The following is a 15,560-nucleotide window of genomic DNA, read 5'->3' as shown; positions in this document are numbered from 1 at the left end:
CGCAGCGCCCCGGCGCCCATGAAACAGCGCCTCGGCGCGGGCCGATCAGCCCTCACCCGGCGGATATGGAACGATTTTCGACGCACCGGCGTTTTCTTGCCGACCAGTACTTGCTGACCAGTAAGGGAGACCCTTGATGAAACGCCTCGCACTGCTCACTGCCGCCGCCACCTGCACCGCCGTCGCCGCCTATGCCGCGACCGAGGCGCTGAGCCCGGGCGCCGCCACGGTCATCGAGATCGAGGTCGCGCCGCACGAACTGGCAGAGTGCCGCGAGACGCTGCAACAGGTCGCCTCCATGCCCGCCGTAACCGACGACGGCACCCCCCCTCTTCTTCCAATCGTCCGAGGATCTGCCGCAGGTGCGCTGCGTGGTCTCCACGGTCTGAGGCGCTCGGCACTGGCACTCCCGCGCCCCGCTTGCTACGCCTGAGGCTCTTGATCAGCGAGCAAGGCGGACGCACGGATGCAGACCCTCTTCACCATCGAGACGCGGGGCCCTGGCCTCTACGAGGTCACCCGTGACGTGGCGCGGTGGGTCGGCGGGTCGGGTGCCGGGGACGGTTTGCTGACGCTCTTCATCCGCCACACCTCGGCCTCGCTGCTCATTCAGGAGAACGCCGATCCCGAGGTGCGCAGCGACCTGACCGAGTTCTTCCACCGGCTGGTGCCGCCGAGCAGCGATCCCTCGATGCGCTATCTCACCCATACCTACGAGGGGCCGGACGACATGCCCGCGCATATCAAGGCGGCACTGCTGCCGGTCTCGCTCTCCGTTCCGGTCACCGGTGGAAAGCTTGGGCTCGGCACCTGGCAGGGCATCTATCTTTTCGAGCACCGCAGCGCGCCGCACCGGCGCGAGATTTTGGCCCATCTCGGCGCCTGAACCGCGGGCAAGGCCGTTTTCACAGCGTTTTCTGTCCGTCCGCGGGAATTTCTACGCCCTTCATCTTGCGGGGCGATTTGACCTCTACCCAATTTCTGGGCGCTCCCCTATAGTGGCTGTGGATAAATGGGGGATAACCTCATGCCCACGTTGGAACGAAGTGATTGGGGGAAGGCATGCGCTGCCCGTTTTGTGGAAATATCGACACCCAGGTCAAGGATTCACGCCCGGCAGAGGACCATGTCTCGATCCGTCGTCGGCGTTTTTGCCCCGCCTGTGGCGGCCGGTTCACCACCTACGAGCGGGTGCAACTGCGCGACCTCGTGGTGATCAAGACCAGCGGACGGCGCGAGGATTTCGACCGCGACAAGCTCGAGCGTTCGATCCGCATCGCGCTGCAGAAACGCCCGATCGAGCCGGAGCGCGTGGACCAGATGATCTCGGGCATCGTGCGGCGGCTAGAGAGCCTTGGCGAGACCGACATCCAGTCGAAACAGATCGGTGAGATCGTCATGGAGACGCTCGCCCGTATCGACACGGTGGCCTACGTGCGCTTTGCCAGCGTCTACAAGAACTTCCAGGCAGCCGACGATTTCGACAAGTTCGTGAGCGAGCTGCGCCCGGGGACCCACGCCGAGAAGTGAGCCCGAACCGGCAAGAAGGGAGCATGTCCGCGTGACCGAGGATGCCCGCCACATGGCCCACGCCCTGCGCCTCGGGCGCCGGGGCATGGGCAAGTGCTGGCCCAACCCCGCCGTGGGCTGCGTGCTGGTCAAGGAAGGCCGGATCGTCGGCCGCGGCTGGACCCAACCCGGCGGCCGCCCCCATGCCGAGGTCGTGGCGCTGGCAGATGCCGGCCCGCAGGCCCGCGGCGCCACCGCCTATGTCACGCTCGAGCCCTGCGCCCACACCGGCAAGACCCCGCCCTGCGCCTCGGCGCTGATCAAGGCGGGTGTGGCGCGGGTCGTGGCGCCGATCGCCGACAGCGACCCGCGCGTCTCGGGCCAGGGCTTCGAGATGCTGCGCAAGGCAGGCATCGAGGTCACCACCGGCGTGCTCGCCGAGGAGGCGATGCACGATCATGCGGGCTTTTTCCTGAAGACCGAGGAGGGTCGCCCCTGGGTGACGCTGAAGCTGGCGAGCAGCTTCGACGGGCGCATCGCCACCGCCACCGGCGAAAGCAGGTGGATCACCGGCCCCGAGGCGCGCCGTGCCGTGCATGGGCTGCGCGCCTCGCATGACGCGGTGATGGTCGGCGCGGGGACCGCGCGGGCCGATGACCCGGAGCTCACCGTGCGGGGCTGGGGCGAGGTGCACCAGCCGATACGGGTGATCGCCTCGCGGCTGATCGACGTGCCGCTGATGAGCCGGCTGGCCTCGACCGCGCGCGATGTGCCGGTGTGGATTGTGCATGGCTCCGATGCCGCCGCCGAGACCCGACGCGCCTGGAAGAGCTGCGGCGCGACCCTGATCCAGAGCCGCGTCACCGCGGGGCGCCTCGATCCGGGAGCGCTGCTCTCGGCGCTCGGCGCGCAGGGACTGACGCGGGTGTTCTGCGAGGGCGGCGGTCAGCTCGCCGCCTCCTTGCTCGCCGCCGATCTCGTCGACGAGCTTGTCGGCTTCACCGCCGGCCTCGCGCTTGGCGCCGAGGGCCGGCCCGGTGTCGGCGCCATGGGCGTCGACGCGCTGGCCGAGGCGCCTCGTTTCCGGTTGGTGGAGACGCGCGCGCTCGGCAATGACGTGATGCACCGCTGGCTGCGCTAGGCGCGGCCCCGGTGCGGCAAGGGGCACGGCCGCCCCACACCCCTGCCCCAGCGGTCAGAGACCCTTGGCCTTGTAGCTTTTCGCCACCCGGTCGATGGCGACGATGAACCCGGCGGTGCGCAGATCGGTGACGTCATCGCGCCCGTGCCAGATCTCGCGCATCGACTGGTAGGCGGTGCGCATCGTGTCATCGAGCCCCGAGCGCACCAGTTCCAGCTCGTCCGCGCCGCGCAGGTAACGCGCCTTGAACGCCGGATCGAGCGTCCACGCATCCCCCATGGCGATGTCGAGTCGCTCGAGCTCGTCCACCACCAGTTGGTGCCGCGCCTCTTCCTGTCGGCGCTGCATCCGTCCGAAGCGTATGTGGCTGAGGTTCTTCACCCACTCGAAGTAAGAGACGGTGACCCCACCGGCGTTGGCGAAGAGGTCGGGAATGACCACCGTGCCGCGGCTGCGCAGGATGTCGTCCGCGCCCGCGGTGATCGGCCCGTTGGCGGCCTCGATGATCAACCTGGCCTGCACCTTGTGGGCGTTGGTAAGGTTGATCACCCCCTCGAGCGCGGCGGGGATGAGGATGTCGCATTCCTCGGTCAGCACCGCCCCGCCGTCGCGGGTGTGGGTGGCGTCGGGATAGTCCACCAGCCCGCCGTGGCGGGTCATCCAATCCTTCACCGCCTCGACGTTCAGCCCCTCGGGATCGTGAAGCGCGCCGTCGCGCTCGATGATGCCGGTGATGATCGCCCCGTCCTCCTCGGACAGGAAGCGCGCGGCATGGTAGCCGACGTTGCCGAGACCCTGCACGATCACCCGCTTGCCCGCGAGCCCGCCCGAGAGCCCGGCCTGCGCCACATCCTCGGGGTGACGGAAGAACTCGCGCAGGGCGTATTGCACGCCGCGCCCTGTCGCCTCGACCCGCCCGGCGATGCCTCCGGCGTTGAGCGGCTTGCCAGTGACGCAGGCGCGCGCGTTGATGTCGGTGGTGTTCATCCGCGCGTATTGATCGGCGATCCAGGCCATCTCGCGCTCGCCGGTGCCCATGTCGGGCGCGGGCACGTTCTGGCTGGGATTGATCAGGTCGCGCTTGCACAGCTCGTAGGCGAAGCGCCGGGTGATCAGTTCGAGCTCATGCTCCTCGTATTGCGTGGGATCGATCCGCAGCCCGCCCTTTGAACCGCCGAAGGGCGCCTCGACCAGCGCGCATTTGTAGGTCATCAGCGCGGCCAGCGCCTCGACCTCGTCCTGGTTCACCGCGGCGGCGTAGCGGATGCCGCCCTTGACCGGCTCCATGTGCTCGGAATGCACCGAGCGGTAGCCGGTGAAGGTCTCGATCTTGCCGCGCAGCCGCACCCCGAAGCGTACGGTGTAGGTGGCGTTGCAGACGCGGATCTTCTCCTCCAGCCCCGGCGGCAGATCCATCAGCGCCACGGCGCGGTTGAACATCAGGTCGACGCTCTGGCGGAATGTCGGCTCGTTGGATGGTAAGACGTTCATTGGTTCTCCTCCTGACCGAACGCACGCTTGCCGGTCCGCGCCGAGGCACGGATAGCCGTCTTCTGCCGCGGCGCCGGACAGTCCGGAGGAGCAAGAGACGGCGGCCCCTCCTTTCTGACCGAAAACCCGTCTCGGCGAAACCGTTTGCTAACCGCCGGGCAACGCATTGTTCCGACTCCGGAACCGGCCTCTTGGGAGTCCTTGGTATTGTCCCCGGCCCGGGGCCGTAAATCCCAATTTCGCCGCGATATAAGCCGCATTTTAGCCACTAAAGATGCCGATAGTTTCCCTCGTAGTGTGGTGAGTCTTGAAGGCCTTGCGTTAGCAGTGGTCGGGAAAAGGGTATCTTATATCATGGAAAAGCAGACTGCTTGCTGGCGCGCATTTCGCGCCCGGGGCAGGGTCTCGCTGACGGCGCTGATGCGCGGCAGCGATGCCTTTCTCCGTGACGAAGGGGGCAGCATGTCCTACTTCGCGCTTGTGTCCTCGTTGGTGATGATGGCGTTTGGCGGAATTGGTGTGGACATGGTGTTCACCGAGCTGAATCGCACAAAGGTACAGAACACTTTGGACCGCGCGGTGCTTGCCGCGGCGGACCTTGATCAAATTCTCGACCCCGAGGACGTCGTCGCCGATTACATGGCGAAGATGGGACTCGGCGATGCGCTGGTCTCGTCCGATGTGGACGAGGGCCTCAACTACCGGATCGTGACTGCCGACGGCTTCGTCGAGGCGCCGTCGAACTTCCTCGGCCTGCTGGGTATCGACACGACCACGGCCTCGGGGCACGCCCAGGCCACGGAACGGTTCAACAAGGTCGAAGTCTCGCTTGTCGTCGATATCTCCGGCTCGATGGCCAACAACAGCAAGATGGACAACCTCAAGACCGCCGCGGGCGAGTTCATCGACACGCTGCTGACCAGCGGGAGTGACGATCTGGTCTCGATCTCGCTGGTGCCCTACTCCGAGCAGGTCAACGCCGGCCCGGCGATCCTGAGCTACCTGCCGGTGAACTGGAAACACGGCTACTCGCATTGCCTCGAGTTCCCGAATTCGACCTTTGCCTCGGCAGCGCTCGACACGTCGATCAGCTACGATCAGATGCAGCACTTCCAGTGGAACTATTCCTCGGGCAAGAACACGCTGACCGACACCGTCTGCCCGCGTTACGATTACGAGCGGATCACCGCGTTCAGCCAGGACGCCACCGCGCTCAAGTCGCAGATCAAGAAGCTGACGCCGCGCGCCGGCACCTCGATCTTCCTAGGGATGAAATGGGGCGCCGCGCTGCTCGACCCCTCGACCCAGCACATCACCAGCGGGCTGATTTCCGACGGCGAGGTCGACTCGGTCTTCGAGGGCCGGCCGGTCGCTTACGACGACACAGACGTGTTGAAGACCGTGGTGCTGATGACCGACGGCGAGAACCAGAACTCGTTCCGGATCAGCAGCAGCCACTACGACACGCCTTCGGAAATCGCGCAGTGGAACACCTACAACCTGAACTACTACCTCGCGAAATACGTCGATCGCTCGAGGCAGAGCTCGTTCTACTACCAGAAGTACAACGCCAGCATCGGTGACTCGCTGCTGAACAACGTCTGCTCCGCGGCCAAGGCCAAGGGGATCATCATCTGGGCCATCGGCTTCGAGGTCGAGGATCACGGTGCCGAGGTGATGCAGAACTGTGCTTCCTCGCCCTCGCACTTCTTCCGCGTCGAGGGCACCGAGATCAGCGAAGCCTTCTCCACCATCGCGCAAACCCTCAACCAGCTGAGGCTGACCCAATGATCGGCTCTGTGAAATCCGCCCTGCGGCGTTTCGGCCGTGACGAAAACGGCTCGGCCATCATCCCCTTCGCGCTCTGGACGCCGGTCTTCGTGGGCCTGCTCATCGCCAGTGTCGAATCCGGCTTTGCAACCATGCGCCAGACCGCGCTGGACCGCGCGCTCGACGAGACGGTGCGCGAGGTCAAGCTCGGCACGGGGACGCTTTATACTGCGGGCTCGCTCAAGGAGATGATCTGCGAGCGGGCACCGATCCTCGGCAGCTGCGTCGAGACGCTGCAGCTCGAGATGGTCGGCCTCGACATGCGCGACTGGGTTGCGCCGTCGACCGCAGCGGATTGCGTCGACACCAACCTCACGGTCACGCCGATGCGCAATTTCGTCAACGGTGGCGAGCATGAGACCATGCTGCTGCGCGCCTGCTTCAAGTACCGCCCGATCTCGCCCGCCGGGGCGCTGGCCTCGTCGATGTACACGGACGACGAGGGCTACACCGCGTTGGTGGCCACCTCGGCCTTCGTACATGAACCGCTGTGAGGAGTGAGGACATGATGACCAAAAAGAATCCCCTTGCCTCTCATCTGGCCCGATTTGCCCGCGACACCCGCGGCAACGTGACGATAGAGGCGATGATCACCTTGCCGGTGCTGGTGGTGATCTTCGCGGCCTGCTGGGTTTATTTCGACGTCTTCCGCGAAGCCTCGGTGAACCAAAAGGCCAACTACGTGATTGGCGATGCGCTTTCGCGTGAAACCGACGAGATCGACGACACCTACATCGACAACGCCTACAGGCTGCTGAAGCTGTTCACCCGAACCGGCGATGCGGTCTACGACGAGGAAAGTCAGAACGCCGGCTTCGCCGAGGGCGACCTCTATCAGACCGACCTGCGGATCACCGTGGTCAGCTACTCCGAGAAGAAGGACAAATACTCGGTGGAATGGTCCGTCGTGCGCGGCGATCCCGACCCGCTGACCGACAGCGACCTCACCGGCATGACCAACCGCCTGCCGGTCCTCGCCGACGCCGCACAGGTGATCCTGGTCGAGACCTGGGACGACTACTACCCGCTGTTCCACGTCGGTCTCGCCGCCTTCCCGATCGAGGCCTACAGCTTCACCCAGCCGCGCTATGCGCCGCAGCTCCTGTACAACAACAAGAGCGGCAACAACGGCTGGGGCAACGGCGACCAGGATGCCGCGGGCAACTCGCTGTGCAACAACAACGCCGAGAACGCCACCGACTGCGACAACACCGACGGCAGCTACAACAACGAGCCGAGCTGGGACAGCTGATCCCGGCCCGCGCCCACCGCTCTACGCAAAAGGCCGCAGCACCAGCTGCGGCCTTTCTGCTTTTGCGGTCGCGCCGGGATCACATCTCTGGCGGCAGCTCGCCCTCGCGGCGCATGATCAGCACCGAGATGATGTCGGCCATCGGCTTGGTGTCGCGCGCGGCAGTCACCCCGCCCACGGCAACCCGCCGCCCGGTGCGCCACCAGAGCCCCGGGTACCAGGCGCGCTTGCCCGGCGCCTTCAGGGTCAGCGCAAAACCGTTCGAGGGCTTGAGCGCAAAGGCGCCGCGATCCACCTTCACCACGTCGGCGATGCGGGCGATCACCGCGCCCGAGCTGTCGCTCAGTGCCTCGTCGGTGAGCAGCAGCTCGCGCGAGGTCACGCGCCACATGAGCTGCGCCACCCAGAGCGCCGCCACGCCGAGCACGATCAGGAACACCAGCCAGAGCGGGTTTGCCGGCGGCTGCGTCACCGCCAGCCAGAGCAGCAGCAGGCCGAGCCCGCCCATCGTGCCGACGCCGATCACCCGCCGCGGCCCGGTGGCCGAGGCGCGCGCCAGGATCTTGTCGTCCATCTTGTCTTGCATGGGTCCTCCCCCTGCCCCGGATCAGTCGCGGCGCGGATCGCGCGGGTAGACCCCGAGGATTTCAAGGTATTCGGTGAAGTAGTCGAGTTCCTCCAGCGCCCGCTTGACCGCCGGATCCTCGGGATGGCCCTCGATGTCGGCGTAGAACTGCGTCGCGGTGAAGGAGCCGCCGACCATGTAGCTTTCCAGCTTGGTCATGTTGATGCCGTTGGTGGCGAAGCCGCCCATCGCCTTGTAGAGCGCGGCGGGGATGTTGCGCACCTGGAATACGAAGGTGGTCATCATGCCGTGATCGCCGCGGCGCTCGTGATTCGCCTGCGGCGACATGACGAGGAAGCGGGTGGTGTTGTTGCCCTGGTCCTCGATGTGCCGCGCCAGCACGTCGAGGCCGTAGATCTCGCCTGCCAGCTCCGAGGCCAGTGCGGCGATCTCGGGCTTGCCCATCTCGGCCACCTGCCGCGCCGAGCCGGCGGTATCCGCGCCGGTCAGCCGGGCGATGCCATGCTCGGAGAGGAACTTGCGGCACTGGCCCAGCAGCACGGTGTGGGTCATCGCCTTCTCGATCTTCTCGAGCGGCACGCCCGGCAGCGCCAGCAGGTTGATGTGCACCCGGACGAAGGCCTCGCCGACGATGTTCAGACCCGAGTGCGGCAGCAGCGAGTGGATGTCGGCGACGCGCCCATAGGTCGAGTTCTCGACCGGCAGCATGGCCAGATCCGCCTCGCCGCTGCGCACCGCTTCGATCGCGTCTTCAAAGGTGCGGCACGGCAGTGCCTCCATGTCCGGACGGGCGTCGCGGCAGGCCTGGTGCGAATAGGCGCCAAGCTCTCCCTGGAAGGCAATGCGGTTGGTCATGTCAGTCTCGCGTCGTTTTGGAAACACTTGCAGCTTGTGGGCATTTGGTCGCGGCTAGTATACCTTGCCAGACGCCAAGGGAAGCCGTAGACCACTGATCGACGGTTATCTTTCGACGCCCGACCTGGGGAGGACACGCGACACATGTTTGATACCATGACCTTGACCAAAGTGGTGGGCGGCGTCTGCGGCGCCTTCCTGATCTACCTCCTGGGCAGCTGGGTCGGCGAAGGGCTCTACCATGTCGGCGGCAGCCATGGCGAGGAAACGGCCTCCTACGTGATCGAGGTTGCCGATGCCGGCGGCAGCGGCGAAGAGCAGACGGTCGACTTTGCCACGCTCATGGGCTCGGCCGATGCCGGCAAGGGCGAGAAGGTCTTCGGCAAGTGCCGCGCCTGCCACAAGGTCGACGGCACCAACGCTACCGGCCCGCATCTCGATGGCGTCGTCGGGCGCAACATCGACGCGGTGGACGGCTTCTCCTACACCGGCGCGCTCGAGCAGGTCGGCGATGTCTGGACCCCCGAGAACCTCTTCCACTTCCTCGAGAATCCCAAGGGCGTGGCGCCCGGAACCGCGATGTCCTTCGCCGGCCTGAAAAAGCCCGAGGACCGCGTGAACCTGATCGCCTACCTGGACTCGCTGGGCGGCTGATCGCCGGCGCAGCCGGATCACCCCGGCAGCATGTTTACAAAGGCCACGGATCCGCGCCGTGGCCTTTTTCTTTGGGCTGCGGGCAGATGGGGGCTCCGCCCCCGGCCGCTGCGCGGCCTCCCCCGGGATATTTGGACCTAGAAGAAAGCCGGGCCGCACGGCAGGCGGAGCAGCCTGCCCGCGCAGGCGCCCTCGCGCCGAAATCGCGGGCGCTCACGCAAACTCCAGCAAGTTCGGCTTGAATGTCGTCGCGACCGGACCTTAGCTTACATGAAACGGCAGAGCTCAAGCCGACAACCAGAGGGGAGACCACATGATCCGGACGACGCGCCCTGCCGCGGCCGCCATTCGCAGCCTCGATCCGATTGCCTTTCGCCCCCTTCTCGGCGCGCTGACCGCGCTGGGGATCGCCCTCGCCGCCCAGGCCGGCTGGGCCCAGGACGCCAGCCCCGCCGCCGCCGACACGGCCAAGACGAGCGCCGAGGCGACGGATCAGAAGATCATCACCTCGCATGGCTATTCCTATTTCGGCGAGCTCGACTACCCCGCCGATTACGACCACTTCGATTTCGCCAACCCCGACGCACCGAAGGGCGGAGAGATCGTGCTCGGGGCCTCGGGCACCTTCGACAGCATGAACCCCTATTCGCGCAAGGGCCGCGCCGGGGCGCTGACCACGCTGCAATACGACAGCCTGATCGAAAGCACCGAGGATTCCGTCGGCCAGTACTACGGCATCCTCGCCGAGAGCCTCGAATATCCCGAGGACAAGTCCTGGGTGATCTTCCACATTCGCCCCGAGGCGACCTTCTGGGACGGCACGCCGGTGACCGCCGACGACGTGGTCTATTCGCACAAGCTCTTCATCACCCAGGGCCTGCCCTCCTATGCCGCCGCCGTCGGCGAGATGGTGACCGGGGCCGAGGCACTGGATGAACACACGGTGAAATTCACCTTCAACACCGAGCTCACCAAGCGCTCGCGCATCGAGACCGTGGGCGCCACGCCGGTGTTCAAGAAGGCCTGGTTCGAGGAAGACCCCGAGAAGCGCCGTCTCGACGAGCCGCGCATGGAGGTGGCCGTGGGCTCGGGCCCCTACAAGCTCGACAGCTACGAGGTGAACCGCCGCATCGTCTACAAGCTGCGCGACGACTACTGGGGCCGCGACATTCCCTTCAACAAGGGGCGGCACAACTACGGCACCATCCGGGTCGAGTATTTCTCCGACCAGACCGCGTCTTTCGAAGCGTTCAAGGCGGGCGAATACACCTTCCGGGTCGAGAGCGATCCCAAGCTCTGGGCCACCTCCTACGACTTCCCGCGCATCCAGCAGGGCACGGTGAAGAAGGAAGAGATCGCCGACGGCAGCCCGCCCAACCCGACCGGCTTCGTCTTCAACCTTGCCAAGCCGCAGCTCAAGGACAAGCGCGTGCGCGAGGCGATCGCCCTCGCCTTCAACTTCGAATGGAGCAACGAGAGCCTGCGCTACGGGCTTTACAGCCCGCGCTCGTCCTTCGTCGAGGGCACGCCGATCGAGGCCAAGGGCCTGCCCGAGGGCGCCGAGCTGGAGTTCCTCAAATCGCTCGGCGACGCGGTGCCGGAGGATCTCTACAGCACCGACGTCTGGACCATGCACCAGAGCAACCCAGAAGAGCTGATCAGTCGCAGCACAAGGCGCCAGGCGGGCGCGCTGCTGCAGGAGGCGGGCTGGACCGTGGGCGACGACGGGCTGGCGCGCAACGAGGCGGGCGAGACGCTCAAGCTGCACATGATCATTCCCTCCAACATCGAGGCCAGCGTCGAGTCGATGCACGAGACCTATGTGCAGAACCTGCGCGCCATCGGTGTCGATGCCAGCTACGAGAAGGTCGACCCCTCGCAGTACACGCTGCGCCAGCGCGAGCGCGACTACGACATGATCTACTCGAGCCGCTACGGAGCCTTCCTGTCGACGGGCGGCGGGCTCAGCCAGATGTACGGCTCGCGTGAGGCCGAATTCTCGCTCTTCAACCCTGCCGGACTGGCCAGCCCGCTGGTGGATGCGATCATCAAGGCCAGCTTCGAGGCCAGCAGCCAGGCGGAAACCGACGTTGCCCTGATGGCGCTCGACCGCGCGCTGCGCTACGAGTTCTTCATCGTCCCCGACGGTTACATCGCAGATTACTGGGTCGCCTATTACGACATGTACGAACATCCCGAGACCATCCCGCCCTACGACCTGGGCTACCTCAGCCTGTGGTGGGTGAACCCCGACAAGGAGAAGGCCCTCAAAGAGGCCGGCGTGCTGAAGTAATATGGGAGCCTATATTCTCCGCAGACTGCTGCTCATCATCCCCACGCTGGTGGGGATCATGATCATCAACTTCGCGCTGGTGCAGTTCGTGCCCGGCGGCCCCATCGAACAGATCATCGCCCAGATCGAGGGCCAGGGAGACGTCTTCGGCGGCTTCTCCGGCGGCGGCGGCAATGCCCCCGGTGCCGGGATGGACACTGTCGGCGCCGGCATGGGCGGCGGCGGCAACGAGAAATACGTCGGCGCCCGCGGCCTGCCGCCCGAGTTCATCGAAAGCCTCGAGAAGGAGTTCGGCTTCGACAAACCGCCCCTCGAGCGCTTCCTCGGGATGATGTGGAACTACATGCGGCTCGACTTCGGCGAGAGCTACTTCCGCTCGATCTCGGTGATCGACCTGGTGCTGGAAAAGATGCCTGTGTCGATCTCGCTCGGGCTCTGGTCGACGATCATCGCCTATATCGTCTCGATCCCCCTCGGGATCCGCAAGGCGGTCAAGGACGGCTCCACCTTCGACACCTGGACCTCGGGGGTGATCATCGTCGCCTATGCCATTCCGGGATTCCTTTTCGCGATCCTGCTGCTGGTGCTCTTTGCCGGCGGCTCGTTCTGGCAGATCTTCCCGCTGCGCGGGCTGACCTCGGACAATTGGGCAAGCCTCAGCTGGCCGATGAAGATCGCCGACTACTTTTGGCACATCGCCCTGCCGGTGATCGCCTCGACGATCTCGGCCTTCGCCACGCTGACGCTGCTGACCAAGAACTCCTTCCTCGACGAGATCAAGAAGCACTACGTGATGACCGCCCGCGCCAAGGGGCTGAGCGAGAGCAAGGTCCTCTATGGCCACGTTTTCCGCAACGCCATGCTGATCGTCATCGCCGGCTTCCCGGCGGTCTTCATCGGCGTCTTCTTCTCGGGCAGCCTGATCATCGAGACGATCTTCTCGCTCGACGGGCTCGGACGGCTCGGCTTCGAGGCGGCAGTGGCCCGCGATTACCCGGTGATCTTCGGCACGCTTTTCATTTTCGGCCTCATCGGCCTCGTCGTCGGGATCATCTCGGACATGATGTACGTTCTGGTCGATCCGCGGATCGACTTCGAAAAGCGGGAGGGCTGAGATGAGCTACGAGCCCGATCCCCGCTTCGACGACTCCGCGCCGCTGCGCCCGCAGCCCGAGCCCGGAATCCCCGTCGTCCCGCAGCCGAAACCCGGCCGCTTTGCCCTCTCGCCGCTGAACCAGCGGCGCTGGCGCAACTTCAAGCGCAACCGCCGCGCCTTCTGGTCGCTGTGGATCTTCGTCGTGTTCTTCGGCCTGTCGCTGTTTGCCGAATTCATCGCCAACGACAAGCCGATCCTCGTCAGCTACCGCGGCGAGCTGCGGATGCCGATCTTCAACTTCTACCCGGAAACGGCCTTCGGCGGCGACTTCCGCACCGAGGCCGCCTACCGCGACCCCGAGGTGCAGTGCCTCATCCGCACCGGCGGCATCGAGACGTGTTTCGACGACCCCGAGGGGCTGATCGAGACGGTGGACGCGGGCGGCACCCCCGAGGGCGATTTCGTCAAGGGATGGACCATCTGGCCGCCCATCCCCTACAGCTTCAACACCCCGGTCGACCGCCCCGGCGCCGCGCCACTGCCCCCGAACGGGCAGAACTGGCTCGGCACCGACGACACCAAGCGCGACGTGCTGGCGCGGGTGATCTACGGCTTCCGCCTGTCGATCCTCTTCACGCTGGTGGTGACCGTGGTCTCGTCGATCATCGGGGTCGTCGCGGGGGCGCTGCAGGGCTTCTTCGGCGGCTGGCTCGATCTGATCTTCCAGCGGCTGATCGAGATATGGTCGGCAACCCCGTCGCTCTACGTGATCATCATCCTCTTCGCGATCCTGGGCCGAAGTTTCTGGCTGCTGGTGTTCCTGACGGTGCTCTTCGGCTGGACCGCGCTGGTGGGCGTGGTGCGCGCCGAGTTCCTGCGCGCGCGCAACCTCGAGTACGTACGCGCCGCCAAGGCGCTCGGCGTGAGCAACTGGACCATCATGTTCCGCCACATGCTGCCCAACGCCATGGTGGCGACGCTGACCATGCTGCCGTTCATCGTCACCGGCACCATCAGCACCCTCGCGGGCCTCGACTTCCTCGGCTTCGGCCTGCCCTCCTCGGCGCCCTCGCTGGGCGAGCTGACGCTGCAGGCCAAGCAGAACCTGCAGGCGCCCTGGCTCGCGTTCACCGCCTTCACCGTCTTCGCCCTGATGCTGTCGCTGCTGGTCTTCATATTCGAAGGCGTGCGCGACGCGTTTGACCCCAGAAAGACCTTCTCATGAGCGCCAATATCCTCGAGGTCCGCGACCTGAAGGTCAGCTTCACCCAGGACGGCAAGCGCAGCCTCGCGGTGAAGGGCTTGAGCTTCGACATCCCGCGCGGCGAGACAGTGGCCCTGGTCGGCGAGTCCGGGTCCGGCAAGTCGGTCACCGCGCTCTCGACCGTTTCGCTGCTTGGGGACGCGGCGCATGTCGAAGGCTCGGTGCGCTACAACGATCAGGAGATGATCGGCGCCGACCTCCAGCGACTGCGCAAGGTGCGCGGCAACGACATCAGCTTCATCTTCCAGGAGCCGATGACCTCGCTCAACCCGCTGCACACGCTGGAAAAGCAGCTGGGCGAGAGCCTCGCGCTACACCAGGGGCTGACCGGCGAGAAGGCCCGGGCGCGCATCCTCGATCTGCTGAACAAGGTCGGCATCCGCGATCCCGAAAGCCGGCTTTCCGCCTACCCGCACCAGCTTTCCGGCGGGCAACGGCAGCGGGTGATGATCGCCATGGCGCTGGCCAACGGGCCCGAGCTGCTGATCGCCGACGAGCCCACCACGGCGCTCGACGTGACCATCCAGGCGCAGATCCTCGAGCTGCTGGCCGAGCTCAAGCAGGCCGAGAGCATGAGCCTGCTGTTCATCACCCACGACCTCAACATCGTGCGCAAGATTGCCGACCGGGTCTGCGTGATGAAGAATGGCGAGATCGTCGAGCACGGCCCCACCGCCGCGCTCTTCGCGAATCCGCAGCACCCCTACACGCGCAAGCTGATCTCGGCCGAGAGCACCGGCAAGCCCGATCCGGTCGAACCAGACGCAAAGGAGGTCGCGCGCGCCGACAACCTCAAGATCTGGTTCCCGATCCAGAAGGGCTTCCTGAAAAAAAACTGTCGGCTACGTGAAGGCGGTGAACGACGCCTCCTTCTCGGTCCGCGCTGGCGAGACCGTGGGCATCGTCGGCGAATCCGGCTCGGGCAAGACAACGCTGGCTCTGGCCATCATGCGGCTCATCCAATCACAGGGCGGCATCACCTTCGACGGGCGCGACGTGCGCGACCTCTCGACCCGCCAGCTGCGCAAGCTGCGTTCCGAGATGCAGATCGTGTTCCAGGACCCCTTCGGCTCGCTGAGCCCGCGGATGACCTGCGAGCAGATCATCGCCGAGGGCCTCGGCGTGCACGGCTCGCCCGACGGCCGGCCCGCGAAAGAGGTGGTGGCCGAGATCATGACCGAGGTCGGGCTCGACCCGGCCACGATGCATCGCTACCCGCATGAGTTCTCGGGCGGCCAGCGCCAGCGCATCGCCATCGCCCGAGCCATGGTGCTGCGGCCGAAGCTGGTGGTGCTGGACGAGCCGACCTCGGCGCTCGACATGACGGTGCAGGTGCAGATCGTCGAGCTGCTGCGCGATCTGCAGCGCAAGCACGACCTGGCCTTTCTCTTCATCAGCCACGACCTCAAGGTGGTGCGGGCGATGAGCCACAAGGTCATCGTGATGAAACAGGGCGACGTGGTGGAAATGGGCGACGCCGAGGAGATCTTCTCCGCCCCCAAGACCGAGTACACGCAAAAGCTGTTCAACGCGGCCTTCGAACTGGCGGGCTGAAATCCCTAACGGGGTGCCCGGGGCGACCAGCCCCG

General features: G+C 65.7%; 14 protein-coding genes and 1 pseudogene. 12 read left to right on the top strand and 3 right to left on the bottom strand.

Features of this window, described 5'->3' with window-relative positions; genetic code table 11:
- Nucleotides 1-136: 136 nt before the first annotated feature.
- The 4 genes from CLG85_RS07730 (at nucleotide 137) to ribD (ending at nucleotide 2,650) form a co-directional block, all read left to right on the top strand.
- Nucleotides 137-433 carry a hypothetical protein gene (locus tag CLG85_RS07730; RefSeq protein ID WP_260348666.1) on the top strand — a complete coding sequence of 99 codons (297 nt, stop codon included), beginning with the start codon at nucleotides 137-139 and terminating at the stop codon, nucleotides 431-433.
- Nucleotides 434-466: 33 nt separating this feature from the next.
- Nucleotides 467-886 carry a secondary thiamine-phosphate synthase enzyme YjbQ gene (locus tag CLG85_RS07725; RefSeq protein ID WP_095882776.1) on the top strand — a complete coding sequence of 140 codons (420 nt, stop codon included), beginning with the start codon at nucleotides 467-469 and terminating at the stop codon, nucleotides 884-886.
- 176 nt (nucleotides 887-1,062) lie between these two features.
- The gene (nrdR, locus tag CLG85_RS07720; RefSeq protein ID WP_095882775.1) at nucleotides 1,063-1,530 is read left to right on the top strand and encodes a transcriptional regulator NrdR; all 468 of its coding nucleotides are present in this window, start codon (nucleotides 1,063-1,065) and stop codon (nucleotides 1,528-1,530) included.
- A 31-nt stretch (nucleotides 1,531-1,561) separates the two neighbouring features.
- Complete coding sequence (gene ribD, locus CLG85_RS07715) at nucleotides 1,562-2,650, top strand: bifunctional diaminohydroxyphosphoribosylaminopyrimidine deaminase/5-amino-6-(5-phosphoribosylamino)uracil reductase RibD (protein ID WP_260348665.1); 1,089 nt, start codon at nucleotides 1,562-1,564, stop codon at nucleotides 2,648-2,650.
- Nucleotides 2,651-2,704: 54 nt separating this feature from the next.
- Here ribD and CLG85_RS07710 read toward each other — a convergent pair whose 3' ends face one another.
- Nucleotides 2,705-4,141 (bottom strand): Glu/Leu/Phe/Val family dehydrogenase, encoded by a 1,437-nt coding sequence (locus CLG85_RS07710; protein ID WP_260348664.1) that lies wholly within the window; start codon nucleotides 4,139-4,141, stop codon nucleotides 2,705-2,707.
- A 354-nt stretch (nucleotides 4,142-4,495) separates the two neighbouring features.
- On the opposite strand from CLG85_RS07710, the gene CLG85_RS07705 reads away from it, so the two are divergent.
- The 3 genes from CLG85_RS07705 to CLG85_RS07695 are packed head-to-tail and all read left to right on the top strand — an operon-like array spanning nucleotide 4,496 to nucleotide 7,223.
- On the top strand, nucleotides 4,496-5,932 hold the full coding sequence (locus tag CLG85_RS07705; protein ID WP_095880924.1) for a TadE/TadG family type IV pilus assembly protein: 1,437 nt from the start codon (nucleotides 4,496-4,498) through the stop codon (nucleotides 5,930-5,932).
- The gene (locus CLG85_RS07700; protein ID WP_095880925.1) at nucleotides 5,929-6,465 is read left to right on the top strand and encodes a TadE/TadG family type IV pilus assembly protein; all 537 of its coding nucleotides are present in this window, start codon (nucleotides 5,929-5,931) and stop codon (nucleotides 6,463-6,465) included. The genes CLG85_RS07705 and CLG85_RS07700 overlap by 4 nt, the downstream gene beginning before the upstream one ends.
- Before the next feature lie 11 nt (nucleotides 6,466-6,476).
- The gene (locus CLG85_RS07695) at nucleotides 6,477-7,223 is read left to right on the top strand and encodes a TadE/TadG family type IV pilus assembly protein (protein WP_235865298.1); all 747 of its coding nucleotides are present in this window, start codon (nucleotides 6,477-6,479) and stop codon (nucleotides 7,221-7,223) included.
- 79 nt (nucleotides 7,224-7,302) lie between these two features.
- Here the strand turns inward: CLG85_RS07695 and CLG85_RS07690 are convergent, their stop codons facing one another.
- Together CLG85_RS07690 and CLG85_RS07685 are read right to left on the bottom strand one after the other, a co-directional pair.
- Nucleotides 7,303-7,809, bottom strand: a complete 507-nt coding sequence (locus CLG85_RS07690) for a hypothetical protein (RefSeq protein WP_224843815.1) — start codon at nucleotides 7,807-7,809, stop codon at nucleotides 7,303-7,305.
- Nucleotides 7,810-7,830: 21 nt separating this feature from the next.
- On the bottom strand, nucleotides 7,831-8,664 hold the full coding sequence (locus tag CLG85_RS07685; protein ID WP_095880926.1) for a prephenate dehydratase: 834 nt from the start codon (nucleotides 8,662-8,664) through the stop codon (nucleotides 7,831-7,833).
- A 144-nt stretch (nucleotides 8,665-8,808) separates the two neighbouring features.
- On the opposite strand from CLG85_RS07685, the gene CLG85_RS07680 reads away from it, so the two are divergent.
- The 5 genes and pseudogenes from CLG85_RS07680 (at nucleotide 8,809) to CLG85_RS07660 (ending at nucleotide 15,525) form a co-directional block, all read left to right on the top strand.
- Nucleotides 8,809-9,318 (top strand): c-type cytochrome, encoded by a 510-nt coding sequence (locus CLG85_RS07680; RefSeq protein WP_095880927.1) that lies wholly within the window; start codon nucleotides 8,809-8,811, stop codon nucleotides 9,316-9,318.
- Nucleotides 9,319-9,631: 313 nt separating this feature from the next.
- Entirely contained in the window at nucleotides 9,632-11,611 is a 1,980-nt protein-coding gene (locus CLG85_RS07675; RefSeq protein WP_095880928.1) for an extracellular solute-binding protein, read from the top strand.
- Between the two features lies 1 nt (nucleotide 11,612).
- Nucleotides 11,613-12,725, top strand: a complete 1,113-nt coding sequence (locus CLG85_RS07670) for a microcin C ABC transporter permease YejB (protein ID WP_095880929.1) — start codon at nucleotides 11,613-11,615, stop codon at nucleotides 12,723-12,725.
- Between the two features lies 1 nt (nucleotide 12,726).
- Complete coding sequence (locus CLG85_RS07665; protein ID WP_095880930.1) at nucleotides 12,727-13,932, top strand: ABC transporter permease; 1,206 nt, start codon at nucleotides 12,727-12,729, stop codon at nucleotides 13,930-13,932.
- Nucleotides 13,929-15,525, top strand: a pseudogene (locus CLG85_RS07660) (ABC transporter ATP-binding protein). The gene CLG85_RS07665 and the pseudogene CLG85_RS07660 overlap by 4 nt, the downstream one beginning before the upstream one ends.
- The last annotated feature ends 35 nt before the right edge of the window (nucleotides 15,526-15,560 follow it).

The organism is Alloyangia mangrovi, assembly GCF_002300555.2.
Taxonomy (GTDB): domain Bacteria; phylum Pseudomonadota; class Alphaproteobacteria; order Rhodobacterales; family Rhodobacteraceae; genus Salipiger; species Salipiger mangrovi.
This window is presented reverse-complemented; position numbering and strand designations above follow the sequence as displayed.